Annotated in this window: 20 protein-coding genes; 3 read left to right on the top strand and 17 right to left on the bottom strand. The window is 72.0% G+C overall.

Going from position 1 to position 24,602, the window contains the following annotated elements:
• Positions 1–652: 652 nt before the first annotated feature.
• Together aspS and A6A08_RS19145 are read right to left on the bottom strand one after the other, a co-directional pair.
• The gene (aspS, locus tag A6A08_RS19150) at positions 653–2,401 is read right to left on the bottom strand and encodes an aspartate--tRNA ligase (RefSeq protein WP_073703973.1); all 1,749 of its coding nucleotides are present in this window, start codon (positions 2,399–2,401) and stop codon (positions 653–655) included.
• A gap of 266 nt (positions 2,402–2,667) precedes the next feature.
• Positions 2,668–3,345: an MBL fold metallo-hydrolase gene (locus A6A08_RS19145; RefSeq protein WP_073704014.1), complete on the bottom strand. Its 678-nt coding sequence runs from the start codon at positions 3,343–3,345 to the stop codon at positions 2,668–2,670.
• A gap of 452 nt (positions 3,346–3,797) precedes the next feature.
• On the opposite strand from A6A08_RS19145, the gene A6A08_RS19140 reads away from it, so the two are divergent.
• A complete protein-coding gene (locus A6A08_RS19140; protein ID WP_073703972.1) occupies positions 3,798–5,030 on the top strand; it encodes a DUF349 domain-containing protein in 1,233 nt (410 codons plus the stop codon).
• 141 nt (positions 5,031–5,171) lie between these two features.
• Here A6A08_RS19140 and A6A08_RS19135 read toward each other — a convergent pair whose 3' ends face one another.
• The 14 genes from A6A08_RS19135 to pyrR all read right to left on the bottom strand — a co-directional run bounded on the left by A6A08_RS19135 (position 5,172) and on the right by pyrR (position 21,787).
• A complete protein-coding gene (locus tag A6A08_RS19135) occupies positions 5,172–5,972 on the bottom strand; it encodes a DUF11 domain-containing protein (RefSeq protein ID WP_083609187.1) in 801 nt (266 codons plus the stop codon).
• Positions 5,973–6,152: 180 nt separating this feature from the next.
• Positions 6,153–7,346 carry a methionine adenosyltransferase gene (gene metK / locus A6A08_RS19130; protein WP_073703971.1) on the bottom strand — a complete coding sequence of 398 codons (1,194 nt, stop codon included), beginning with the start codon at positions 7,344–7,346 and terminating at the stop codon, positions 6,153–6,155.
• Positions 7,347–7,593: 247 nt separating this feature from the next.
• Positions 7,594–8,784 carry a bifunctional phosphopantothenoylcysteine decarboxylase/phosphopantothenate--cysteine ligase CoaBC gene (gene coaBC / locus A6A08_RS19125; RefSeq protein ID WP_073703970.1) on the bottom strand — a complete coding sequence of 397 codons (1,191 nt, stop codon included), beginning with the start codon at positions 8,782–8,784 and terminating at the stop codon, positions 7,594–7,596.
• 225 nt (positions 8,785–9,009) lie between these two features.
• Entirely contained in the window at positions 9,010–9,276 is a 267-nt protein-coding gene (gene rpoZ / locus A6A08_RS19120) for a DNA-directed RNA polymerase subunit omega (protein ID WP_073703969.1), read from the bottom strand.
• Positions 9,277–9,414: 138 nt separating this feature from the next.
• On the bottom strand, positions 9,415–10,002 hold the full coding sequence (gmk, locus tag A6A08_RS19115) for a guanylate kinase (protein WP_073703968.1): 588 nt from the start codon (positions 10,000–10,002) through the stop codon (positions 9,415–9,417).
• Between the two features lie 355 nt (positions 10,003–10,357).
• Positions 10,358–10,681 (bottom strand): integration host factor, actinobacterial type, encoded by a 324-nt coding sequence (gene mihF, locus A6A08_RS19110; protein WP_073703967.1) that lies wholly within the window; start codon positions 10,679–10,681, stop codon positions 10,358–10,360.
• Between the two features lie 409 nt (positions 10,682–11,090).
• The gene (pyrF, locus tag A6A08_RS19105) at positions 11,091–11,798 is read right to left on the bottom strand and encodes an orotidine-5'-phosphate decarboxylase (RefSeq protein ID WP_073703966.1); all 708 of its coding nucleotides are present in this window, start codon (positions 11,796–11,798) and stop codon (positions 11,091–11,093) included.
• Positions 11,799–12,115: 317 nt separating this feature from the next.
• Positions 12,116–13,057 (bottom strand): dihydroorotate dehydrogenase, encoded by a 942-nt coding sequence (locus A6A08_RS19100; protein ID WP_073703965.1) that lies wholly within the window; start codon positions 13,055–13,057, stop codon positions 12,116–12,118.
• Between the two features lie 109 nt (positions 13,058–13,166).
• The gene (locus A6A08_RS19095; RefSeq protein WP_073703964.1) at positions 13,167–14,066 is read right to left on the bottom strand and encodes a dihydroorotate dehydrogenase electron transfer subunit; all 900 of its coding nucleotides are present in this window, start codon (positions 14,064–14,066) and stop codon (positions 13,167–13,169) included.
• A gap of 207 nt (positions 14,067–14,273) precedes the next feature.
• On the bottom strand, positions 14,274–17,576 hold the full coding sequence (carB, locus tag A6A08_RS19090) for a carbamoyl-phosphate synthase large subunit (RefSeq protein ID WP_073703963.1): 3,303 nt from the start codon (positions 17,574–17,576) through the stop codon (positions 14,274–14,276).
• 16 nt (positions 17,577–17,592) lie between these two features.
• Positions 17,593–18,735 (bottom strand): glutamine-hydrolyzing carbamoyl-phosphate synthase small subunit, encoded by a 1,143-nt coding sequence (carA, locus tag A6A08_RS19085; RefSeq protein ID WP_073703962.1) that lies wholly within the window; start codon positions 18,733–18,735, stop codon positions 17,593–17,595.
• Positions 18,736–18,785: 50 nt separating this feature from the next.
• Positions 18,786–20,087, bottom strand: coding sequence for a dihydroorotase (locus tag A6A08_RS19080; RefSeq protein ID WP_073703961.1), 1,302 nt, complete (start codon positions 20,085–20,087; stop codon positions 18,786–18,788).
• Between the two features lie 126 nt (positions 20,088–20,213).
• Positions 20,214–21,122, bottom strand: a complete 909-nt coding sequence (locus A6A08_RS19075) for an aspartate carbamoyltransferase catalytic subunit (protein ID WP_073703960.1) — start codon at positions 21,120–21,122, stop codon at positions 20,214–20,216.
• Positions 21,122–21,787: a bifunctional pyr operon transcriptional regulator/uracil phosphoribosyltransferase PyrR gene (gene pyrR, locus A6A08_RS19070; RefSeq protein WP_073703959.1), complete on the bottom strand. Its 666-nt coding sequence runs from the start codon at positions 21,785–21,787 to the stop codon at positions 21,122–21,124. The genes A6A08_RS19075 and pyrR overlap by 1 nt, the downstream gene beginning before the upstream one ends.
• Positions 21,788–22,287: 500 nt before the next feature.
• On the opposite strand from pyrR, the gene A6A08_RS19065 reads away from it, so the two are divergent.
• Both A6A08_RS19065 and A6A08_RS19060 read left to right on the top strand, forming a co-directional pair.
• Entirely contained in the window at positions 22,288–22,782 is a 495-nt protein-coding gene (locus A6A08_RS19065; protein WP_013154123.1) for a transcriptional regulator, read from the top strand.
• 308 nt (positions 22,783–23,090) lie between these two features.
• Positions 23,091–23,705, top strand: coding sequence for a GNAT family N-acetyltransferase (locus A6A08_RS19060; RefSeq protein ID WP_073703958.1), 615 nt, complete (start codon positions 23,091–23,093; stop codon positions 23,703–23,705).
• Here the strand turns inward: A6A08_RS19060 and metF are convergent.
• Entirely contained in the window at positions 23,617–24,546 is a 930-nt protein-coding gene (gene metF / locus A6A08_RS19055; RefSeq protein WP_073703957.1) for a methylenetetrahydrofolate reductase [NAD(P)H], read from the bottom strand. The two genes, A6A08_RS19060 and metF, sit on opposite strands and share 89 nt — an antisense overlap.
• Between the last annotated feature and the right edge of the window lie 56 nt (positions 24,547–24,602).

Raw genomic sequence — 24,602 nt, 5'->3', positions numbered from 1 at the left:
TCACACCCGCGCCCAGGCGCGGCCACCCCTGAAACGTTCCGACCGGATCATTCTAGTGTCCGGGATTGGGCCGGTTCCGGCATGCGGACCGGGAGGGGCACCGGCGTCCGTACCGCCCGACCACCGCGCGGCCCGGCCGGACACGGGGCCTGACGGTTCACCGGTGGGATGGGCTGGCGCCGAGTTCCACGCCTTCCGGCCGTATCCGGCCGGGCACGGGGTGTGAATCGTTACGCTCGTGTGACTCAATGGCGCAGAAGAACTCCGCCACCACTTCCGACCGCGCACGGGAAATCCCGTGAATGCAACGTGTTCACTCCAGGCACGTGCTCGTCGCGGTTCGAGAGGGGTGATTCGCCCTCAACGGTAGGGGATGACGGCTCTCCGCGCATCCGTACCGGGGCGGCGCGGCCGTGTTCGGCCATGTTCACCACTCCCACCGCCGCCCGATAACCGACAGTTTTCTCCGTGTGACCGAATACGGCAAGTCCAAAGCGGGACGAATCCCGGCACGCATCATTCGGCGCGAAATTCCTCCGTTTCCCGGGGACACGGCGGACGTCCGGCGCTCCCCCGCCTCACCTCCCCGGACACGCGGCGGGGGCGGTGCGCGGATCCGCGCACCGCCCCCGGGGAGGGCTCCCTCAGCGTCCTACTTGGACCGCTCCTCGGCCTCGGGGTCGACGTCCACCCCGGCCTCGGACCGCTGGGCCGCGGTGATCGGCGTGGGCGCCCCGGTCAGCGGGTCGCCGCCCGACGCGGTCTTGGGGAAGGCGATGACCTCGCGGATGGTCGGCTGTCCGGCCAGCAGCATGATGATCCGGTCCCAGCCCACGGCCAGGCCGCCGTGCGGCGGCGGGCCGAACTTGAACGCCTCCAGCAGGAAACCGAACTTGGACTCGGCCTCGGCCTTGCTGAGGCCGATGACGTCGAAGATCCGCTGCTGCATCTCGGCGCGGTGGATACGGATGGAGCCCGACACCAGCTCGTAGCCGTTGAGCACCAGGTCGAAGGCCCGGGAGTTGGTGGTGCCCGGGTGGTCCTGGAAGTCGGCCTCGTCCTCCACGGCCGGAGCGGTGAAGGGGTGGTGCACCGGCTTCCAGGTACCCTCCTCGTCGCCCTCCTCGAACAGGGGCATGTCGGTGATCCACAGGATCTCCCAGCGGGAGGTGTCGATCAGGTCGCAGCGCCTGCCGATCTCCAGGCGGGCCGCGCCCAGCAGCTCCTGGCTCTCGAAGCGCCTGCCCGCGGCGAAGAAGACCGCGTCGCCCGGCGCGGCGCCGACCTTGGCGGCCAGCCCCTCGCGCTCGGTGTCGGACAGGTTCTTGGCCACCGGGCCGCCCAGGGTGCCGTCCTCCTGGACGAGCACGTAGGCCAGGCCCTTGGCGCCGCGCGAGCGCGCCCACTCCTGCCAGGCGTCCAGCTCCTTGCGGGTCTGGGAGGCGCCGCCGGGCATGACCACCGCGCCCACGTAGGGAGCCCTGAAGACCCGGAAGGGGGTGTCGGCGAAGTAGTCGGTGACCTCGACCAGCTCCTGGCCGAAGCGCAGGTCCGGCTTGTCGGAGCCGAAGCGGTCCATGGCCTCGGCGAAGCGCATCCGCGGGAACTGCTCCGGCAGCTCGACGCCGCGCACCTCGCGCAGCAGGCGGGTGAACAGCTTCTCGCCGACGGCGAAGATGTCCTCCTCGTCGACGAAGCTCATCTCCAGGTCGATCTGGGTGAACTCCGGCTGGCGGTCGGCGCGCAGGTCCTCGTCACGGAAGCAGCGGGTGAGCTGGTAGTAGCGCTCCATTCCGCCGACCATGAGGAGCTGCTTGAACAGCTGCGGCGACTGCGGCAGGGCGTACCAGTGCCCAGGCTGGAGGCGGACCGGGACCAGGAAGTCGCGGGCGCCCTCCGGGGTGGACCGCGTCATGTACGGGGTCTCGACGTAGGTGAACCCCAGGTCGCGCATGACCTCGTGGGCGACGTAGGTCGCCTTGGAGCGCAGGCGCAGGTTCTCGGCCATCTCCTGGCGGCGGATGTCCAGGTAGCGGTAGCGCAGCCGGGTCTCCTCGGCCACGTCCGCGGCGCTGTCCAGCTGGAAGGGCAGCGGCGCGGCCTCGCTGAGCACCTCGATCTCGTCGGCGACGACCTCGACGGCGCCGGTGGGGATCTCGGGGTTCTCGTTGCCCTCGGGGCGGACCCGGACGGAGCCGGTGACCTTGATGCAGTACTCGGCGCGGAGGTCGTGGGCGAGGTCGTCCTCGCGGACGACGACCTGGGCCACTCCGGAGGCCTCGCGCAGGTCGAGGAAGACCACGCCGCCGTGGTCACGGCGGCGGGCCACCCATCCGGCGAGGACAACGGTGGCGCCGGCGTGCTCGGCGCGCAACGCACCTGCCTCATGCGTGCGTATCAACGGACTTCTCCTTCAGCGTCTTGTTCATGTCAAGTGTGCCCGACCTGCGCTTCGGTACGGGCCTGTTCTGCGCACACGGCCCGCGGACCCCCGGGAGAGGGGCCCGGGAGGGGGGCGGTGTGAAACCACCGGAACCCGCCCTCAGGCGGGGCCGGTGCGGATATCTCGTCCGTCGCGCGGTCGGAGGTCCGGGTGGTGGACGCCTCGGTGGTGCTGGGTGGTCATACGTCGTTCCTGCGGGACGGGAGGGCGGCCGGGTCTCTCGATCAGCCGGCGGTATCGCGCAGGTAGGGGTTGGTGGCGCGCTCGCGCCCGACTGTGGTGGCCGGGCCGTGGCCCGGCAGGACCTGGGTGTCGTCGCGGCGGTCCAGCACGGCGCTGGCGAGGCTGCGCAGCATGGCGGCGTGGTCGCCGCCGGGGAAGTCGGTGCGGCCGATGGACCCGGCGAAGACCAGGTCTCCGGCGAACATCACGGGGACGCCGTCCTCGGTGGCCACCGTGTAGACGACCGAGCCGGGCGTGTGTCCGGGGGTGTGCTCGACCTCGAACTCCAGCCCCGCCAGGGCGAGGGTGTCGCCGCCGGAGACCTCCACCAGGTCCTCGGGCTCGGTGTGCGGGCCCGGGCCCAGCAGGGCGGACAGCTGGGCGGCGAAGCCGGGATCGACGCCCGCGGCGGGCTCGGTGAGCAGGCCGCGGTCGGCGGGGTGCAGGTGGACGGGGACCCTGTGGCGCGCGCAGATCTCGGCGGCCGACCACACGTGGTCGAAGTGGCCGTGGGTGAGCAGTACCGCGACGGGGGTCAGGGAGTGCTCGGCCAGGGCCTTGTCGACCTGCTCGGTGGCCTCCTGGCCCGGGTCGACGATGACGCAGTCGCCGCCCGGGGCCGGTGCGAGCACGTAGCAGTTCGCGGCGAGGGGCCCGGTGGGAAGTGCGGCGATGAGCACGGCGGGTGTCGTCCTGTCCTCGGTCGGGTGCGCGGTCACGGGGCGGCGGGTCCGCGGGCCAAGCAGGCGAACCCCCGTCAGCAGAGCCTACCGAGACGCGGAAGGGGTGGCGACCCGGCGGCCGGACACCGGAAAGCGTTTGATCACCATTCGATCACCGCGCGCGGCCGGGCTCTTTGCCAAACCGCGTGGTAATGCCATATTGGTCACCGTCCTTGGTGTACACCGAGGCCCCGACCTGCGCCTCTGCTGGGCGGGAGGGCTACCGGTCGAACTCCCGAGGGCGCGCGGACACCCATGATCTGCGCAGACGTGAACCACGGCGCGGCGCCTACCGTCGAATCGTATGGATATCGTGCTGAGCACGGTGGTTCCCATCACGAACCGGCGAGGACACGACGCGACGACCCGAACCCGTCCCACGGCCGGGCTCATGACAGCAGGAGGACACGGTGACCACGGACCCTTGGGGCCGCGTAGACGACGACGGCACGGTCTACGTGCGCACGAGCGAAGGCGAGCGGGTCGTCGGATCGTGGCAGGCCGGGGCGCCGGAGGAGGCTCTGGCCTTCTTCCACCGCAAGTACGACGCCCTGCTCACCGAGGTGGAGCTGCTGGAGAAGCGGCTCCGCAGCACGGACCTGTCCGCCTCCGCCGCGATGTCGAGCATCGACAAGCTGCGCGACTCCGTCAGGGGAGCGAGCGCGGTCGGTGACCTGGACGCGCTGATGAAGCGGCTGGACGCCCTGGCGGACCGCGCCGAGGAGCGCAAGGTCGAGCAGAAGCAGGCCCAGGAGCAGGCGCGCGGCCAGGCCCGGGAGATCAAGGAGCGCATCGTCGCCGAGGCCGAGCGGGTCGCGGTGGAGACGACGCACTGGAAGTCCGGCGGCGAGCGGATGCTGCAGCTCATCGAGGAGTGGAAGAAGGCCCCGCGGGCCGACCGCCCCACCGAGCAGGCCCTGTGGAAGCGCATGTCGGCGGCGCGCAACTCCTTCTCCAAGCGGCGCAAGGCCTACTTCGCCAACCTGGACCAGGAGCGCGAGGCGGTGCGCGTGGAGAAGGAGCGCATCGTGGAGGAGGCCGAGTCCCTGGCCCACTCCACCGACTGGGGCCCCACGGCCCGCGCCTACCGCGACCTGATGCAGCGGTGGAAGAGGAGCGGCCGGGCGGACAGAGCCAGCGAGGACAAGCTGTGGGCGCGCTTCAAGGCCGCGCAGGACACCTTCTTCGACGCGCGCAACGCCACCTTCGCCGAGCGCGACGCCGAGCTGCGTGTCAACGCCGACGCCAAGGAGCGCATCCTGGCCGAGGCCAGGGCGGAGATCCCGGGCATCACCGACCCGCGCCGGGCGCGTGCCCGGCTGCGCGACTTCCAGGAGGCCTGGGAGGAGGCCGGTGAGCTGCCGCGCGACGTGCGCGACCAGTTGGAGGGCGCCTTCCGGCAGATCGAGGACGGCGTGCGCCGGGCCGAGGCGGCCGAGTGGGAGCGCACCAGCCCCGAGGCGCGGGCCCGCGCCGAGGACACGGTCGCCCAGCTGGCGTCGGCCATCAGCGACCTGGAGGCCAAGCTGGACAAGGCCCGGGCCAACGGTGACAGCCGCCGCGTCAAGGAGCACGAGGACGCACTGGAGGCCCGCCGCTCGTGGCTGGCCGAGGCGGAGAAGGCGCTCGACGAGCTGAGCTGAGCCGGGCAGCGGACGGGCCGCCTCCCCCGCGAGGGGAGGCGGCCCGTCCGCGTGTGCGCCCGCCTCAGGGCGTGTGTGGCGAACACCCACCCTGCCGCGCGGCGCCCTCCAAGGGACGGGGCGGCATCCACCGCACACGTCCTAGGGTCGGCCGTCGAGCTCGACCACCCTCTCGGGGGGCGCGTCCACGCGTGCCCCGGGCACCGGTCCGGTTCCGGGCAGCGGTTCGGGCACCGGTTCGCGGACACGCCCGGGCTCCGGCGCGGGCCGCGGCCCCGGCTTCGGTGCCGCTCCCGTCCCGGACTCCGCCTCGGGCGCGGGTCCGCTCCCGCGCGCGGCCACCGCCTCGGGAGCACCGGCCACCGGGCCCTGTGCGCTGCGGTGGCGCACCAGGCCGCCGACGCACAGTGCCACGGAGGCGGCGAACGCCAGGGCCGTGACCACCCACACCAGCGGCAGTGCCGCGTGGACCCGGTGCAGGGCGGCGTCGCAGGAGACCAGTACCGCCCCCGGCTCGGGGCGCGCGCACACCGTGGTGACCGGGTGCGCGCCCCCGTCGCGGACCCCGGTGATCTCGCCGGTGACCCTCATGCTGGTCCGCTCGCCCGGTTCCAGGGACCGCGACCACGTCACCCGCCCCTCCTCCGCACGGGCCCCGCCCGTTCCCGAGACGTAGCGCATCGTCGGCGGCAGGAACTGTACGACCTGGGCTTCGGACAGGGCTCTGCTCCCGGAGTTGCGCACACTGACCGTGTACCGGACCCGGTCTCCCGGGCCCAGCCGCTCCTCGTCGGTACGGGCCTCCAGGTCCACCTGCAGGCTGCCCTCGCCGGGCACGGCCTCCTCGACCGCCCTCCCCGGCTGGCCGGATGCGGGGTGAGCCCCGGGCAGGGCGATCAGGGCCGCCAGCCCCAGTGCCGACACCGCCGTTGCTGCGGCCATGGTCTCCTCCGCGTACGCGCGCCGAAAATTACCTTGCGTATGTACGGGATAACACGCTGTGGCCATTTTGTTCGTGTGCCATGCGGAGGGGTCCCGGAACACGGCTCGGGGGCGGGCGGCCGATCGGCCGCCCGCCCCCGGGGGTTCGCGTCGGAGACGGACGCGGGAGAGGATGCGGGCTCAGGCGCCCACGAAGGACCGCAGCGCGGCGGCCCGCTCGGTGCTCTCCCAGGTGAACTCCGGCAGCTCGCGGCCGAAGTGACCGTAGGCGGCCGTCTTGGAGTAGATCGGGCGCAGCAGGTCCAGGTCGCGCACGATCGCGGCCGGACGCAGGTCGAAGACCTCCTTGACGGCCTTCTCGATCAGCTCCGGGGCGACCTTCTCGGTGCCGAAGGTTTCGATGAACACACCGACCGGGTGGGCCTTGCCGATGGCGTAGGCGACCTGCACCTCGGCGCGCTCGGCGAGCTCGGCGGCGACGATGTTCTTGGCGACCCAGCGGGTGGCGTAGGCGGCCGAGCGGTCCACCTTCGACGGGTCCTTGCCGGAGAAGGCGCCGCCGCCGTGGCGGGCGTAGCCGCCGTAGGTGTCCACGATGATCTTGCGGCCGGTCAGGCCGGCGTCGCCCATGGGGCCGCCGATCTCGAAGCGGCCGGTCGGGTTGACCAGGAGCCGGTAGTTGTCGGCCTCCAGGCCGTAGGCGGCCACGACCGGCTCGATGACGTGCTCGCGGATGTCGGGGGCGAGCATCTCGTCGAGGTTGATGTCGGCCGAGTGCTGGCTGGAGACCACGACGGTGTCCAGGCGGACCGGGGTGTGGCCGTCGTACTCGACGGTGACCTGGGTCTTGCCGTCCGGGCGCAGGTAGGGCACCGTGCCGTTGCGGCGGACCCCGGCGAGGCGCTCGGAGAGGGAGTGCGCCAGCTTGATCGGCAGCGGCATCAACTCGGGGGTCTCGCGGTTGGCGTAGCCGAACATCAGGCCCTGGTCGCCGGCGCCCTGCTTGTTGAGGTCGTCGTCCTCGTTGCCCACACGCGCCTCGTAGGCGGTGTCGACGCCCTGGGCGATGTCCGGGGACTGGGCGTCGATGGAGACGTTGACCCCGCAGGAGTCACCGTCGAACCCCTTGGCGGAGGAGTCGTAGCCGATCTCGAGGATCTTCTCGCGCACGATGGCGGGGATGTCGACGTAGGTCTGGGTGGTGACCTCACCCGCGATGTGGACCTGACCGGTGGTGATCAGCGTCTCGACCGCGACGCGGCTGCGCGGGTCCTGGGTGAGCATCGCATCGAGGATCGCGTCACTGATCTGGTCGGCCATCTTGTCGGGATGGCCTTCGGTGACCGACTCGGAGGTGAAAAGGCGGCGGGACACGTTGCGTGACTCCTTGCAGCGGCTGCTGGCTGACATGTGTCGGCGGCGGTCCCCGGCTGCGTGCCGGGGCGAATACCGACCGACGGGGTTGGTTATTGGTCCACTGTAACGGGACTGGTGGAGGCGGGCACCCGCGGCTGACCGCGCCGGTCGCCGTGGGCACCGTTCGCAGTGTGGCGTACTCGGCGGTAGGAATCCAGTCCCGGGGCGCGGGTCCCCGGACGCGGGCCCGCTCCGGGCGGGCCGCTCAGTCCAGGCGCCGGCGGACCAGGTCCCAGATCCGGTCGGCGAGGTCCTCCTTGGGTCCGGTGGGCACGTCCACCGCGGTGCCGTCCGCGCCGAGGATGACGGCCTGGTTGTCCTCGGTGCCGAACGCGCGCCCGCCGCCGACCTGGTTGACCACGAGCAGGTCGCAGCCCTTGCGCGCCAGCTTGGCGCGGCCGTTGGCGACCACGTCGTCGGTCTCGGCGGCGAACCCCACGATGGTCTGCTCCAGCCGCTCGGCCTCGCGCGAGGCGACCAACCCGGCGAGGATGTCGGGGTTCTCCACGAGTTCGATGGGCGCGGGCGCCGCACCGGACTTCTTGATCTTGGAGGCGGCGCTGGTGACCGGCCGGAAGTCCGCGACGGCGGCGCTCATCACGACCGCGTCGGCTCCGGCGCGCTCGGCCTCCATCGCCTCGGACAGTTCCACGGCCGAGCCCACGCGCACGATGCGCGCACCGGCCGGGTCGGGCAGGGAGACGTTGGCGGAGACCAGGGTCACGTCCGCGCCGCGCGCGGCGGCGGTGCGCGCCAGGGCGTACCCCTGCTTGCCGGAGGAGTGGTTGCCCAGGAAGCGGACCGGGTCGATGGCCTCGCGGGTGCCGCCCGCGGAGATCACCACGCGCCGGCCGGCCAGGTCGGGGGCGGCGGTGCCGCGGCGCAGCGCCAGGCGGGCGGCCTCGAACAGCTCCGAGGGCTCGGGCAGGCGCCCGCGCCCGGTGTCGGCCCCGGTCAGGCGACCCACGGCCGGGTCGAGGACGACGGCCCCGCGTGCACGGAGGGTGGCCACGTTGTCCTGGGTGGCGGGGTGCTCCCACATCTCGGTGTGCATCGCGGGCGCGAACACCACCGGACAGCGCGCGGTGAGCAGGGTGTTGGTGAGCAGGTCGTCGGCCAGGCCCGCGGCCGCCCGGGCCAGGATGTTGGCGGTGGCCGGGGCCACGAGGACCAGGTCGGCCTCCTGGCCGATACGCACGTGTGGGACCTCGTGCACGTGGTCCCACACACCGGTGGCGACGGGCTGGCCGGACAGGGCGGCCCAGGTGGGCTCACCGACGAAGCGCAGGGCCTCGGCGGTGGGCACGACCCGGACCCGGTGGCCGGACTCGGTCAGTCGGCGCAGCAGCTCGCACGCCTTGTAGGCGGCGATGCCCCCGCCGACGCCGAGGACCACCTGGGGAACAGTTCGTGTGTCACTCACAGACAGGGTTCTACCAGGCCCCGGACGCCTCGCCTGCGCGAGCCCCTGCGGAGCACACGACACGCGAGGGGCGTACCGGGTTCTGCAAGACGAGCCAAGCCGCCAGCGGGGAACGAGCCGGGCGTGGGCGAGGATGAAGAACTCGGTTCCCCGGGCCCCGAGCCCCGTGCGAGCTTGCGAGCACGCGAAGAGCAGGACTCAGGAGCCCTCGTAGGGCTCGGCGCTGAGCAGGCCCGACTTGACCTCGCGCAGGGCGATGGACAGGGACTTCTCCTGGACCTGGGTCTCCACCAGCGGACCGACGTACTCCAGCAGGCCCTCGCCGAGCTGGGCGTAGTAGGCGTTGATCTGACGGGCCCGCTTGGAGGCCATGGTGACCAGGCTGTACTTGCTGTCCACCAGCTCCAGCAGATCGTCGATCGGCGGGTTGGTGATGCCTTCGGCGACGGGCTCGGTACCAGCCACTTCGAATTACCCCCAGGGATGGTCCGCGGCTCGACACGGGAGCCGCGGCGTGATGGTCGGGTCTGTGGCGCCGCCGGGACGGTTCCCGGTGCGGGCGCGGGCGGCGCGGGCGGCGCGGGCCGCGGGGCCCGGCCGCTATCACACCTCGGGCGCGGTGATCAACGCTAGCAGCTCCTCGCACACTTCCTGTACGGACGTGTTGACGAGCGTGGTGTCGAACTCCTTCTCGGCGGCCAGTTCGACCCTGGCCACCTCCAGGCGCCGCTGGATGACCTCCTCGGACTCGGTGCCGCGCCCGGTGAGGCGGCGCACCAGCTCCTCCCAGGAGGGCGGGGCGAGGAAGACGTGCAGGGCGTCGGGCATCGACTCGCGGACCTGGCGGGCGCCCTGGAGCTCGATCTCCAGCAGGACCGGGAGTCCGGCACGGAGGCGCTCCTCGACGGGGCCGCGGGGGGTGCCGTAGCGGTTGCCCGCGAACTGGGCCCACTCCAGGAGCTGGTCGTCGGCGACGAGGCGGTCGAACTCCTCGTCGGTGACGAAGTGGTACTGAACGCCGTCCTGCTCGCCCGGTCGGGGCCTGCGGGTGGTGACCGAGACCGAGAGCCACACCTCGGGGTTCTCACGGCGCAGGTGGGCGACCACCGTGCTCTTTCCCACACCCGACGGTCCGGAGAGGACGGTCAGCCGCTTCCGGGCCGGGCGGGACTGGGATCCGGGATCGGGCATGTGTGTTCCAGGCTTCCCTTCGGGCCTGTCCGCCACGGGGCGGGGCCTGGGCCCTCGCGTCGCGCACCGGGGCCGGATCGGCCCGGGCGCCGTCGCCGTGCGGGCGGCTGGTGTACGGGGTGTCCGCGTACGGTCGCGGGAAGTTCCCTTTATACCACCGGGCCGCGGCGCGGCGGACGGTCGTGACCTGGGGCCACCCGTCCGCCGGCCGCGGGCCGGTCGAAGCTCACCGGGGTCGGCCGCCGATGCGGCTCGGTATCCGCCGCGACTGTGGGGGACGCGACAGACCGGTGTACTGCGTCCAGGCGCTCCTGGTGCCGCCTGGTACCGCGGTACTGCGTGGTGCTACCTGGTGCTACTTGGTGAGGTCGCCGAACTCGGCCTCGAGGGCGGCGCGCTGGTTGGTGCCCAGGCCGCGGACACGGCGCGACTCAGCGATGTTGAGCCGCTCCATGATCTGCTTGGCACGGACCTTGCCAACGCCGGGAAGGGATTCGAGCAGAGCCGAAACCTTCATCTTTCCGATGACGTCGTCCTTGAGGCCCTCGGAGAGGACCTCGGACAGCGAGACGCCGCCGTTCTTCAGCTTGTTCTTGACCTCCGCGCGCTCTTTTCTGGCCTTAGCGGCCTTCTCCAGAGCCGCAGTGCGCTGTTCAGGTGTCAGGGGAGGAAGGGCCACGCCGGGTCACCTCGGATTTCTACTCGTTTGTAGAGGGCGGACGCCTGCGCAAGTTAGTAGGTCTGACCCCTGTTAGGCAACGTAAAGTGCCCTTTCAGCGGCTATTTCATCGAAGTAACTACCCTGCGTGATTATCCAATTGCTATCAGACACGAAAATCAGGACCTTGGTCCCGATTGGGGAGAGTGTTAGGCGTGCCACCAGCACAGGTCACACAGGGGTGACCCGGGTCACTCTCGGCAGTGTGTTCCGGATTTCGGACATGCCTAATTAGTGACCGCTTGTGACCCATAACAGGGCGTGTCGGGTCCGGTGCGATGGTTCGTCTCCCGGATCCGTCGATCCCCTCGCACAGAGCCCGCCGGCGCCGTCGAAGGGTGCTCCCAAGCCCCTCTCCCCCTTCGCTTGTCTAGACGCGGGCCCCGGCCCGGCGCACGGCCGCCGCGAGGGAGGCCGCCGCCGAACCGGGGTCCGGCGCCCGGGTGATGGGGCGGCCGATGACCAGCAGGTCCGCCCCCGCCTCGATGGCCTCCTCCGGGGTCGCCACCCGCGACTGGTCACCCCTGTCCGCCCCGGCCGGGCGCACGCCCGGCGTGATGAGGGTGACGTCCGGGCCCACCTCGGAACGCAGCAGGGCCACCTCGTGCGGCGAGCACACCAGGGCACGGGCCCCGGCCTCCACCGCCAGCACCGCCAGGCGCCGCGCCGCGTCGCGGGCCGGACCGAGCAGCCCCACCTGCTCCAGGTCCGCCTCGCTCAGCGAGGTGAGCACCGTCACGGCGGCGATCCTGGTGTCCGGGGCGGCCTCCACCGCCGCACGGACCATGTCCGCCCCTCCCCCGGCGTGCACGGTGAGGATCGAGGGCCTCAGGCCCGCGACGCTGCGCGTGGCACCGGCCACCGTGGCCGGGATGTCGTGCAGCTTCAGGTCGAGGAAGACCCCCACCCGGCTGGCGCCGCGCACCGCGCTGACCACGTCGGGCCCGTAGCGCAGGTACAGCTCCAGCCCCACCTTGACCGTGCTCACGTGCGGTGCGACCGCCGAGGCCCAGGTGGCCGCGGTTTCGAGGTCCTTGGCGTCGAGAGCGACGGCGATGGGCGCGGAAGGCGCGGTCATGTCGGTATCTCCAATCGTGTGCGGCCGAGCGGATCGGCGCATGCAACGCACGGATGTACTTACGGACGTGCTTACCGAAGCACCGGACGATGCACGTTCACTGTCATGTGCACACCATCAGGGTGTGCGGTTCCCCGGATGAGCCGCTTCATGCGCCTCATCCGTGTCACTTCCCCGTAACGGCGCCCAGGCGGCCGTGTGCGCGAGGCCCCCGCCCGGACACTGGGGAAGGACCACATGCACGCGTTTGGTCGCACAGCGCCATTTCAGGGCCGTTCAGGCCGGTCAGAGACCATGTGCACCATGTGCCCGGACTGTCACGCCCCCGGTCCCGTCCGGTGGGCCGCGCCCACGACGTCGGCGGCCCTGGCCACGCCCCGCGCGTCCAGCAGCTCGGTGAGCTCACGGAGCACGCGCGCGCACGCCGAGGGGTCGGAGAAGTTGGTCGTGCCGACCGCCACCGCGCGGGCCCCCGCCGCCATGAACTCCAGCGCGTCGGCGCCCGTGCGGACACCGCCCATCCCGATGAGGGGCACGTCCGGCAGCGCCTCGTGCACGCGGTAGACGCACCCCACCGCGAGCGGGCGGATGGCCGGGCCGGACAGCCCGCCCATGCCGCCGGCCACCGCCGGGCGCAGGGTGCGGGTGTCCACGGCCATGCCGCGCACCGTGTTGACCATGGACAGCCCGTCCGCGCGCGCCTCCACGCACGCGGCCGCCAGCTCCACCACGTCGGGGACGTCGGCGGCCAGCTTGGCCAGTACCGGCAGTCCGGAGCGGGTGTGGGAGCGCACCGTGCGCACCACGGCCGCGGCCCGGACGGGATCGTCGGCGAAGCGGCGCCCCGCGGGGTCGGAGGGGTCCGGACAGGAGAGGTTGACCTCGACCGCGCTGACCCCGTCCGCGGCCGAGACGCGCCTGGCCAGCTCACCGAACTCGCCCGCCCCCGTGCCGGCGATGGACACGATGGCGCGGCCGCCCCGGGAGAGCAGCCAGGGCAGGTCCCGCTGGAGGAACACGTCCACCCCCGGGCCCTGCATGCCCGTCGTACTGAGCATCCCGCTGGGCGTCTCGGCCATGCGCGGGGCGGGCCGCCCCGCGTGGGGTTCCAGCATCACCGACTTGGTGGTGACGGCGCCGATCGAGGCGATGTCGAGGAACTGGGCCAGCTCGCGGCCCGCGCCGGCGCAGCCGGCCGCGGTCACCACCGGGTTGGGCAGTTCACAGCCGCCCAGCCGGGTCCTGAGGTCTGCGTTCACTTTTCCTACTGCTCTCGGGTGCTGACGGTGTCCGGGCGGCGGGGCGCGGCCGGGCCGGGCCCCGGCACACCCCCCGGCCGCGCGTCCGGGCCCGCGGGGCCCGGCCTCCTCAGGCGATGTCGCGTGCCGACTCGGCGGCGCGGACCGCGCTGGAGCCCTTCCATCCGGGGGCGCCCAGGGCGTCGAAGGGGATGGTGCCCACGTCGTCGAAGCGCACCTGCTCCCCCCGGAAGACCGGGCCGTCCACGCACGAGCGCACCATGCGGGTGATCCCGTCCTCCCCCACCACCGGGATGACGCAGGTCATGCAGATCCCGGTGCCGCAGGCCATGGTCTCCTCCACCGCCACCTGGACGGGTACGCCGTGGGCGTCCGCCACGGCGGTGACCGTGCGCAGCATGGGCATGGGACCGCACGCGTAGACGGCGTCGGAGCGGCAGTCCTCGATCACCCGGCCCAGGACGTCGGTGACCCGGCCGCGGGTGCCGAAGGAGCCGTCGTCGGTGGTGAAGACGGCCGTCTCGGCGATACGGCGGGCGGTGATGGCGCTGAACACCCGGTCGGCGGAGGCCGCACCCAGTACGAAGTCCACCCGGCAGCCGCGCCTGCGCAGCGACTGGGCGAGCGGGAACAGCGGGGCGCTGCCCGATCCGCCGCCCACCAGCACGCAGTTGACCGGGTCCCGCGGCAGCGGGAAGGGGCGGCCCAGGGGGCCGACCACGTCCAGCAGGTCGCGTGACCTTCGCTCCGACAGCCAGGCGGTGCCGGTGCCGCGCACCGAGAACAGGAACTCGACGGTGCCGCCGTAGTCGGGTTTGACGTCGTGGATGGCGAAGGGGCGGCGCAGCAGGGTGCTGGAGTGGTCGCCGCCGACCGCCACCGACACGAACTGCCCGGAGCGGAAGCGTTCCGCTATGCCCGGGGCGACCACGGTGATGGCGTAGTAGGCGTCCACCCTGCGCACGTTCAGCACGGGGCACCTGGCCTGCACCGGTCCGTTGTCGCTCATCAGGTCGTGGCGTCCCCGCCCCGGTGCCCTCGGACCGGGGCGTCGGCGGGACGCCGCCCTCCCCCCTTTTGGATTCCTGAGTTGCCCTGTGCGCCAACCGTATCGGCGGGGGCGCCGTGGAACACACCGTTCACGACGCCCCCGCCCACGGTCTCGGGCCCCGCTCGGCCCCGGCCGGCGGGCGAAACGGTCCCGGGAGGGCCCTTCTCAGCTCCGGTTGGCGGTGAGGGTCCGCGCGTGCTCCTGGAGGGAGCGCACGCCGACGTCGCCGCGCACCCGCGCCTCGATCGCCTGCACCGCGGCGGCCAGGCCCTGCACGGTGGTCACGCTGGGCACGCCGCGCACCACGGCCGCGGTGCGGATCTCGTACCCGTCCAGGCGCGGACCGGCCTGCCCGGCGCTGCCGAAGGGCGTGTTGACGATGAGGTCGACGCCCCCGGAGTGGATGAGCTGCACGATGGTCGGCTCACCGGCGGGACCGCTGCCCTCGCTGTGCTTGCGCACCACGGTGGCGTGCACGCCGTTGCGGCGCAGCACCACCGCGGTGCCCTCGGTGGCCAGGATCTCGAAGCCCAGGTCGGCCAGGCGCTTGACCGGGAAGATCATCGAGCGCTTGTCGCGGTTGGCCACCGAGACGAACACCCGGCCCCGGGCGGGCAGGGAGCCGTTGACGGCCAGCTGCGACTTGGCGTAGGCGGAGCCGAACTCGGTGTCCAGGCCCATGACCTCGCCGGTGGAGCGCATCTCGGGGCCCAGGATGGTGTCGACTCCCTCACCCTCCTTGTTGATGAACCGGTTGAAGGGCAGCACGGCCTCCTTGACCGACACCGGGGCGTCGACGGGCAGGTCGCCGCCGTCGCCGTGGGCGGGCAGCATGCCCTCCTCCCGCAGTTCGGCGATGGTGGACCCGGCCATGACGCGGGCGGCGGCCTTGGCCAGCGGCACCGCGGTGGCCTTGGACACGAACGGCACGGTGCGCGAGGCGCGCGGGTTGGCCTCCAGCACGTTGAGCACGCCGGAGGCGAGCGCGTACTGGACGTTGATCAGTCCGCGCACCCCGGTGCCCCGGGCGATGGCCTCGGTGGAGTAGCGGATGCGCTCGATGTCCTCGCGGCCCAGGGTGATGGAGGGCAGGGTGCACGCCGAGTCGCCGGAGTGGATCCCGGCCTCCTCGATGTGCTCCATGACGCCGCCCAGGTACAGGTCGCGGCCGTCGTAGATGGCGTCGACGTCGATCTCGATGGCGTCGTCGAGGAAGCGGTCGATCAGCACCGGGTGCTCGGGGCTGACCTCGGCGTTGCGCTCGATGTAGTCGGCGAGCATCGTCTCGCTGTAGACGATCTCCATGCCCCGGCCGCCCAGCACGTAGGAGGGGCGGACCATGACGGGGTAGCCGATCTCGTCGGCGACGACCCTGGCCTCGGCGAAGGAGTGGGCGGTGCCGTACTTGGGCGCGGGCAGTCCGGCGTCGTCCAGGACCTTGCCGAACGCGCCGCGGTCCTCGGCCAGGTCGATGGCCTCGGGGCTGGTGCCGATGATGGGCACCCCGGCCTCCTTGAGGCGGCGGGCCAGGCCCAGCGGGGTCTGGCCGCCCAGCTGGACGATGACCCCGGCGACCGGTCCGGCGGCCTGCTCGGCCCGCACGACCTCCAGCACGTCCTCCAGGGTGAGCGGCTCGAAGTAGAGCCGGTCGCTGGTGTCGTAGTCGGTGGAGACGGTCTCGGGGTTGCAGTTGACCATCACGGTCTCGTACCCGGCGTCGGAGAGCGCGAAGGAGGCGTGGACGCAGGAGTAGTCGAACTCCACGCCTTGGCCGATGCGGTTGGGCCCCGACCCCAGGATGATGATCTTGGTCCGGTCCCCCTCGGGGACCTCGGTCTCCTCGTCGTAGCTGGAGTACAGGTAGGGCGTGCGCGCCTCGAACTCGGCGGCGCAGGTGTCCACGGTCAGGTAGACGGGGTGGATGCCCAGGGCGTGGCGCAGCTCGCGGACCACGTCCTCGCTCTTGCCGGTGATCTGGCCGATCTGGACGTCGGAGAAGCCCAGTCCCTTGGCCTCGCGCAGCAGGTCGGCGCCGAGTTTGGGCGCGTCGGCCAGGACGCGGGCCATCTCCTCCAGGCGCAGCATCTGGTCCAGGAACCAGGGGTCGATCCGGGTGGCCTCGTGGATCTCCCCGACGGTGGCCCCGGCGCGCAGGGCCTGCTGGACCTGGCGCAGGCGGCGCTCGGTGGGGACGGCGGCCCGGCGCAGCAGCTCGTCCTTGTCGCCGGGCTCGCCCTCCCAGGTCAGGCCGACGCCCGCCTTCTCCAGGGAGCGCATGGCCTTCTGGAGGGCCTCGGGGAAGGAGCGGCCGATGGCCATGGCCTCGCCCACCGACTTCATGGTGGTGGTCAGGGCGGGGTCGGCGCCGGGGAACTTCTCGAAGGCGAAGCGGGGCACCTTGACGACCACGTAGTCGAGCGTGGGCTCGAAGCTGGCCGGGGTCTCCCTGGTGATGTCGTTGGGGATCTCGTCCAGGGTGTAGCCGACGGCGAGCTTGGCGGCGATCTTGGCGATCGGGAACCCGGTGGCCTTGGAGGCCAGCGCCGAGGAGCGGGACACGCGCGGGTTCATCTCGATGACGATGATCCGGCCGGTGGTGGGGTGGACGGCGAACTGGATGTTGCAGCCGCCGGTGTCCACGCCGACCTCGCGGATGACCGCGATGCCGATGTCGCGCAGCTTCTGGTACTCGCGGTCGGTGAGGGTCATGGCGGGGGCGACGGTGATGGAGTCGCCGGTGTGCACGCCCATGGGGTCGAGGTTCTCGATGGAGCACACGACCACGACGTTGTCGTTGACGTCGCGCATCAGCTCCAGCTCGTACTCCTTCCAGCCGAGGATGGACTCCTCCAGGAGCACCTCGGTGGTCGGGGAGAGCGCCAGCCCCTGTCCGGCCATGCGCCGCAGCTCGCTCTCGTTGTTCGCGAAGCCCGAGCCCGCGCCGCCCATGGTGAAGGACGGGCGCACGACGACGGGGTAGTCGAGCTCCTCGGCGGCGGCCAGGCACTCGTCGAGGGTGTGGCAGATGCGCGAGCGGGCGGACTCGCCGCCGATGCGCTCCACGATGCCCTTGAAGCTCTCGCGGTCCTCGCCGGACTGGATGGCCTCGACGTTGGCGCCGATGAGCTCGACGCCGTACTTGTCGAGGATGCCCGACTCGTGCAGGTCGATGGCGGCGTTGAGCGCGGTCTGCCCGCCCAGGGTGGGCAGGAGCGCGTCGGGGCGCTCCTTGGCGATGATCTTCTCGATCATCTCGGTGGTGATCGGCTCGACGTAGGTGGCGTCGGCGATCTCCGGGTCGGTCATGATCGTGGCCGGATTGGAGTTGACCAGGATGACCCGGAGGCCCTCGGCCCGCAGGACGCGGCAGGCCTGGGTGCCCGAGTAGTCGAACTCGGCCGCCTGCCCGATCACGATCGGGCCGGAGCCGATCACGAGGACGGATGAAAGGTCACTACGGCGCGGCATGCTTTGTTCCCTCTTGCTACTTGGCAGCCGGAGCGGGCTGGGCGGACATCAGGTCGACGAACGCGTCGAAGAGCTCGGCGGCGTCGTGGGGGCCGGCGGCGGCCTCGGGGTGGAACTGGACGCTGAACGCGGGTCGGTCCAGCAGCCGCAGGCCCTCGACGACCTGGTCGTTGAGGCCGATGTGGCTCACCTCGGCCCGGCCGTAGGGGGTGTCGAAGGGCTTGTCACGGGGGGCCTCGACGGCGAAGCCGTGGTTCTGGCTGGTGATGGCGACCCGGCCTGAGCGGGTGTCGATCACCGGCTGGTTGACGCCCCGGTGCCCGAAGGGCAGCTTGTAGGTGCCCAGATCCAGGGCCCGGCCCAGGATCTGGTTGCCGAAGCAGATGCCGAAGAGCGGCCTGCCCGCGTCCAGGACCCCGCGCATGGCGGCGACGGGGCCGTCGGCGGTGGCGGGGTCGCCGGGGCCGTTGCTGAAGAAGACCCCGTCCGGGTCCAGGGCGAGGATGTCCTCGGTGGTGGCCGTGGCGGGCAGCACGGTGACCCTGCAGCCGCGCTCGGCCAGGCGCTGGGGGGTCATGGACTTGATGCCGAGGTCGACCGCGGCGACGTGGAAGCGGGTCCGCACACCCTCGGGCGGCAGGACCTCGTAGGGCTCCCGGGTGCTGACCTCGGCGGCCAGCTCGGATCCGGCCATGGGCGGCTGCTCGCGCACGCGGGCCAGCAGGGCCTGCGGGTCGGTCTCGGTGGTGCTGATGGCCGCGCGCATGGCGCCCTTGTCGCGCAGGTGGCGGGTCAGGGCGCGGGTGCCGGTGAGGGCGATGCCGACCACGCCCTGGCGGCGCAGCTCCTCGTCCAGGGTGCGCTGGGCGCGCCAGTTGGAGGTGATGCGGGCGGGCTCGCGCACGACGTATCCGGCGACCCAGATGCGGCCGGACTCGGGGTCGTCGTCGTTGACGCCGGTGTTGCCGATGTGCGGGGCGGTCATCGCCACGATCTGGCGGTGGTAGGAGGGGTCGGTGAGGGTCTCCTGGTAGCCGGTCATACCGGTGTTGAAGACCGCCTCGCCGAAGGTCTCGCCGGTGGCGCCGAAGGAGCGGCCGTGGAAGAACCTGCCGTCCTCGAGTACCAGAATCGCCGGTCCGCCGGTTGTCTCGGACACGTTCGCCCCCTCCTCCGCGCCAGGGCTGGCCTGGTCTTTCGCTTCTGTGCTCACTGAATCTTCCCCTCCAGGACGGTCGGGGCGCCGCGCAGGAACGTGGCGCGCACCCGGCCGGGCAGGGTCATGCCCCGGAAGGGGGTGTTGCTGCTCTTGGTGACCATGGCCGCCCCGTCGGCCTCCACGGGCGCGGCCGGGTCGTACAGGACCACGTTGGCGGGCTCACCGACGGCGAGGCCGCGGCCGTGCCCCTGGACGCGGCCGATACGGGCCGGGGCCGCGGACATGCGTTCGGCGACGTCGGCCCAGGTGAGCAGACCGGTGTCGACCATGGTGCGCTGCACGACGGCCAACGCGGTCTCCAACCCGACCATTCCCATGGCGGCGGTGGACCACTCGGTCTCCTTGGCCTCCACCGGGTGGGGCGCGTGGTCGGTGGCGACGATGTCGATCGTGCCGTCGGCCAGGCCCTCGCGCAGCGCCTGGACGTCCTCGGCGGTGCGCAGGGGCGGGTTGACCTTGTAGACGGGGTCGTAGCTCTCCACCAGCTCCTCGGTCAGGAGCAGGTGGTGGGGGGTGACCTCGGCGGTGACGTCGCAGCCGCGGTCCTTGGCCCAGCGGATGATGTCGACCGACCCCTTGGTGGACACGTGGCACACGTGCAGGCGCGAGCCCACGTGCTGGGCGAGCAGGCAGTCGCGGGCGATGATCGCCTCCTCCGCGACCGCGGGCCAGCCGGGCAGGCCGAGGCGGTCGGAGACACAGCCCTCGTTCATCTGGGCGCCCTGGGTCAGGCGGGGCTCCTGGGCGTGCTGGGCGACGACGCCGTCGAAGGCCTTGACGTACTCCAGGGCGCGGCGCATGAGCAGGGCGTCGGAGACGCAGATGCCGTCGTCGGAGAAGACGCGGACCCCCGCGGCGGAGTCGGCCATGGCGCCGATCTCGGACAGCTGCCGTCCGGCCAGGCCGACGGTGACGGCGCCGACGGGGCGCACGTCGCAGTACCCGGCCTCGCGGCCCAGGCGCCAGACCTGTTCGACGACCCCCGCGGTGTCGGCGACGGGATCGGTGTTGGCCATGGCGTGGACGGCGGTGTAGCCGCCCATGGCGGCGGAGCGGGATCCGGTGGCGACGGTCTCGGCGTCCTCGCGGCCGGGCTCGCGCAGGTGGGTGTGCAGGTCCACCAGGCCCGGCAGGGCGACCAGGCCGGAGGCCTCGACGGTCTCGGCTCCGGCGGGGGCGTCGAGGCCCGGGCCGATCTCGGCGATCCTGCCGTCGGCCAGGAGCAGGTCGACGGGGTCGCCGCCGAGGGGGCTGGCGCCGCGGATCAGGTGCGGTCCGTTGGTGTCGGGCATCGCGGTGTTGGCTTCCTCGTGTTCTCGAAGGGAAAGAGTTCGTGGGCGCCGGGGCGCGGCCGGCCGGTTCGGGCGCCGGGGCCGCCGGAGGGCCCGCGGGCGCGGTGGGGACCGGGGCGGACGCCCTCAGGAGCCGCCGAGCAACAGGTAGAGCACGGCCATGCGCAGGCTGACACCGTTGGCGACCTGCTCGGTGACGGTGCACCGGGGCGAGTCGGCGACCTCGGCGGAGATCTCCATGCCGCGGACCATGGGCCCGGGGTGCATGACGATGGCTTCCTCGGGCATGCGGGACAGGCGTTCGCCGTCCAACCCGTAGTTGCGGCTGTACTCGCGCGTGGAGGGGAAGAAGGACTCGTGCATGCGCTCGGCCTGCACGCGCAGCATCATGACCACGTCGGACTTGGGCAGGACGGCGTCGAGGTCGTAGGAGACCTCGCACGTCCAGGTGTGCACCGAGACCGGCAGCAGGGTGGGCGGCGCGACCAGGGTGACGTGCGCGCCCAGGGTGGTGAGCAGCAGCACGTTGGAGCGGGCGACGCGGCTGTGCAGGATGTCGCCGACGACGGCCACGCGCAGACCGTCCAGGCGGCCCAGACGCGAACGCATGGTGAAGGCGTCCAGCAGGGCCTGGGTGGGGTGCTCGTGGGTGCCGTCGCCCGCGTTGAGCACGGAGCCGTCGACCCAGTTCGCGAGGCGGTGCGCGGCGCCCGAGGCGCTGTGCCGGATGACGACGCCGTCGGCGCCCATGGCCTGCAGGGTCAGCGCCGTGTCCTTGAGGCTCTCGCCCTTGGAGACGCTGGAGCCCTTGGCGGAGAAGTTGATGACGTCCGCGGACAGGCGCTTGGCCGCCAGCTCGAAGGAGGTGCGGGTGCGGGTGGAGTCCTCGTAGAAGAGGTTGACCACGGTGCGTCCGCGCAGGGTGGGGAGCTTCTTGACGGAGCGGTCGCCGACCTGGGCGAGTTCGGCGGCGGTGTCCAGGATGAGGGTGGCCTCGTCGCGGGACAGGTCGCCGGTGGAGAGCAGGTGGCGCATCAGTCGTTCCCCTCGGTGGTGCCGGGGCGCTGGAGGGACCCGGGCCGTGGGCCTGCGCCGGGGGCGGTGGAGGTGCGGGCGGGACCGAGCAGCACCGCGTCGTGCCCGTCGGTCTCCTCCAGGCGCACGGTGACGCTCTCGCGCAGGGAGGTGGGCAGGTTCTTGCCCACGTAGTCGGCGCGGATGGGCAGTTCGCGGTGGCCCCGGTCGACGAGGACGGCGAGCTGGACGGCGCGGGGGCGCCCCAGGTCGCCGAGCGCGTCCAGGGCGGCGCGGACGGTGCGCCCGGAGAAGAGGACGTCGTCGACCAGGACGACGACGCGGTCGTCGAGTCCGCCCGCGGGGAGCTCGGTCCTGCCCAGGGCCCGGACCGGGGCGGAGCGCAGGTCGTCGCGGTACATGGTGATGTCGAGCGAGCCCGCGGGGACGGTGCGGTCCTCCACGCGTTCGATGAGCCGCGCCAGGCGCCGGGCGAGCGGGACCCCGCGCGAGGGGATGCCCAGGAGGGTGACGTCCTGTCCGCCCTTGGTACGTTCGAGCACCTCGTGGGCGATGCGGGTCAGCGCCCGGTTGACCTCGTTGCCGTCGAGGACGGCGCGGGTGCCCTCGGGCACCTGGGAAGCACCGCCACCGGACTCACCCGGGGTCGGTTTCTGCGCACGCAAAGTAGTGACTCCCTTCCCTGCCTCACTGAACAGGTCGTTAAAGGATGTCGATCGGAGCCACGCTACCAGCGGCGGCCGGAGCGCCCGGAGCCCGATTGGCGACCCCGGGTCACCAATGTGACTCTGGTCACACTCTGGGGCTTCGCACTCCCATCCGAATGTAGTCATGTCGTCACACATGGGATTTGCCCATGAACGGGGCCAAACCTGAAATTCCCAGGAGGAGCGGGCTTTTCGGGGCGTCGGAGCATGCAACTCGTCCCGTTCGGTCCACACATGAGAGGTGTCTCACTTACGCACGGTTTGGCCACTGATTAGTCGCGTTTCACACCAACGGCTTGACCTGGGAGGCAGACCCCCCTACCGTCACTGTCTGTAACCACTGCCGGGTGGGGTTGCATCCCGTGACCATCCGCTGGACCGCACAGGCGGCCCGCCGAGTACGAGCGGACGTCTCCCCCACCACGCCAGCCACCGTCACGGCCGGGAGCGACAAGAAGATGCCATCCGAATACGCCAAGTCCCTCGGTGCGCGGCTGCGTGCCATCCGCACCCAGCAGGGCCTGTCCCTGCACGGGGTGGAAGAGAAGTCCCACGGACGCTGGAAGGCCGTCGTCGTCGGCTCCTACGAGCGCGGCGACCGTGCCGTCACCGTCCAGAAGCTCGCCGAACTGGCCGACTTCTACGGTGTGCCGATGTCGGAGCTGCTCCCCGGCGGCGCGGCTCCCACCCCGCTGGGCCCCACACCCAAGCTGGTCATCGACCTGGAGCGCATGCAGCAGCTGCCGCAGGAGAAGGCCGGGCCGCTCTCGCGCTACGTCGCCACGATCCAGAGCCAGCGCGGCGACTACAACGGGCGGGTGCTCTCCATCCGCCAGGAGGACCTGCGTTCACTCGCGGTCATCTACGACAAGTCGCCCGGTGACCTGACCGAGGAGCTCATCAACTGGGGTGTGCTCGACCCCGAGGCGCGCCGCGCGGTCGACGCCTTCTAGGACCCAGGACGACCGAAGGACCCTACCCGCTCGACGAGAGCCGGCGCCCGGGCGCCGGCTCTCGTCGTGTCCGGGCATGTGGGCCCTGAACAAGGAGGCGGCGCGAGCCGGGCGTGGGGCTTCCCCTCCCCAACCCGGCCGCGCCGCCCCTTCCGCCGAGCGGGGGACCCGGCGGAGTCTGTTCGAACTCCTGTTCGACACCATCCAGTTAACCCCAGCCCGCCGGGCCCGTCAAGGACCCCGCGGGCAGCACGCGCCGTCCTCGCCGGAACCGGGCGGACCGCGTGGCCGGGGGCTAGTGTTGGAGCGTGGACGCCGATACCGAGCTGCGTGAACTGGCCCCACCCGCCTTCACGCACGCCGTCCCCGCGCTGCTCCAGGTGTACGAGGCGGCCATGCGGCCGCCCCCCGAACAACTGCCGGGACGGGCGTCCGTCATGAACGGCCACGCCGGCAACCCGGGCTTTCGCGCGGTGGTGGCCGTGCGGGAGGGCCACCCGGTCGGCTTCGCCTACGCCTTCCACGGGTGCTCGGGACAGTGGTGGCACGACACCGTCGTGCGGGGACTGCACGCGAACGGGCGGGCCGGCCAGGCGCGCCGCTACCTGTCCGACCCGCTGGAGATCGCCGAGGTGCACGTGCACCCCCGGGCGCAGAACCGGGGCGTGGGCCGGTCCCTGCTCCACGCCCTGTGCCGGGGGCGCCCGGAGGCCACCGCGGTGCTGTCCACCCGCTCGGGGCCCTCCGCGGCGCGCCACCTGTACCGCTCGTGCGGCTTCAGCGAACTGCTGGAGGACTTCTCCTTCCCCGGCAGTCCCGATCAGCCCTTCTCGATCATGGCCGCCCGGCTGCCTCTGACCGGCTCCGGTGACCGGCGATCTCCTGGTAGATCTGCCTGGTGGCCGTGGACTGGTTCGAGGTGATGAAGTGGATGCCCGGCGCACCCTCGGCCAGCAGCCGCTCGCACATGCGCTGGGCGTACTCGATGCCGAAGGCCCGCACGGCCTCGGCGTCGTCGCCGAAGGACTCGAAGCGCTCGGCCAGGTGGCGCGGGAAGGGCGCCCCGGAGAGCTGTTCCGAACGCGGGATGAACGAGGTGCGCACCACCGGGAACACCTCGGGGATGATGGGCACCTCGCAGCCGCGCGCGGCCACCCGGTCGCGCAGGCGCAGGTAGTCCTCGGGGTCAAAGAACATCTGCGTGATGGCGTAGTCGGCGCCCGCCTCGCACTTGCGCACGAAGTAGTCGGTGTCGGTCTCGACGTCGGCCGAGCGCGGGTGCTTGAACGGGAAGGCCGCCACGCCCACGCAGAAGTCGCCGCTGTCCTTGATGAGGCGGACCAGTTCCTCGGCGTAGGTCAGCCCCTGGGGGTGGGTGACCCACTCGCCGCTGGGGTCCCCGGGCGGATCGCCGCGCACGGCGAGCATGTTGGACACGCCCGCGTCGGCGAGGCGGCCCACGAGGTGGCGCAGCTCGGCGACGGAGTGGTCGACCAGGGTCATGTGCGCGACGGGCAGCAGGGTGGTGTCGGTCGCGATGCGCTCGGTGGTCTCCACCGTCATCCCGCGTGTACTGCCGCCGGCTCCGTAGGTGACCGAGACGAAGGAGGGGCCCAGGGCCTCGATCTCCCGGATGGCGCGCCACAGGCGCTCCTGCGCCTGGGGCGTGCGCGGGGGGAAGAACTCGAAGGAGAACATCGGCTCGCCCGCGTCGAGGAGCTCGCGGATATGACGCGGCCTGGGGGCCGGGCTTCGGGGCGCCACGGGGCGTGTCGGTGCTGACAGCATGGACACCACCTTAGGCGAGGTGCCCCCGGCCG

The sequence above is a fragment of the Nocardiopsis sp. TSRI0078 genome (genome assembly GCF_001905145.1).
In the GTDB taxonomy this organism is placed as follows: Bacteria; Actinomycetota; Actinomycetes; order Streptosporangiales; family Streptosporangiaceae; genus Nocardiopsis.
This window is presented reverse-complemented; position numbering and strand designations above follow the sequence as displayed.

Bases quoted from the DNA above. Each gene is read 5' to 3' on its own strand.
- A6A08_RS19075 (WP_073703960.1), bottom strand. From the start codon at position 21,122: ATGCGCCACCTGCTCTCCACCGGCGACCTGTCCCGCGACGAGGCCACC.
- carB (WP_073703963.1), bottom strand. From the start codon at position 17,576: ATGCCGCGCCGTAGTGACCTTTCATCCGTCCTCGTGATCGGCTCCGGC.
- A6A08_RS19095 (WP_073703964.1), bottom strand. From the start codon at position 14,066: ATGAGCGACAACGGACCGGTGCAGGCCAGGTGCCCCGTGCTGAACGTG.
- gmk (WP_073703968.1), bottom strand. From the start codon at position 10,002: ATGCCCGATCCCGGATCCCAGTCCCGCCCGGCCCGGAAGCGGCTGACC.
- A6A08_RS19135 (WP_083609187.1), bottom strand. From the start codon at position 5,972: ATGGCCGCAGCAACGGCGGTGTCGGCACTGGGGCTGGCGGCCCTGATC.
- A6A08_RS19065 (WP_013154123.1), top strand. From the start codon at position 22,288: ATGCCATCCGAATACGCCAAGTCCCTCGGTGCGCGGCTGCGTGCCATC.
- A6A08_RS19080 (WP_073703961.1), bottom strand. From the start codon at position 20,087: ATGCCCGACACCAACGGACCGCACCTGATCCGCGGCGCCAGCCCCCTC.
- pyrF (WP_073703966.1), bottom strand. From the start codon at position 11,798: ATGACCGCGCCTTCCGCGCCCATCGCCGTCGCTCTCGACGCCAAGGAC.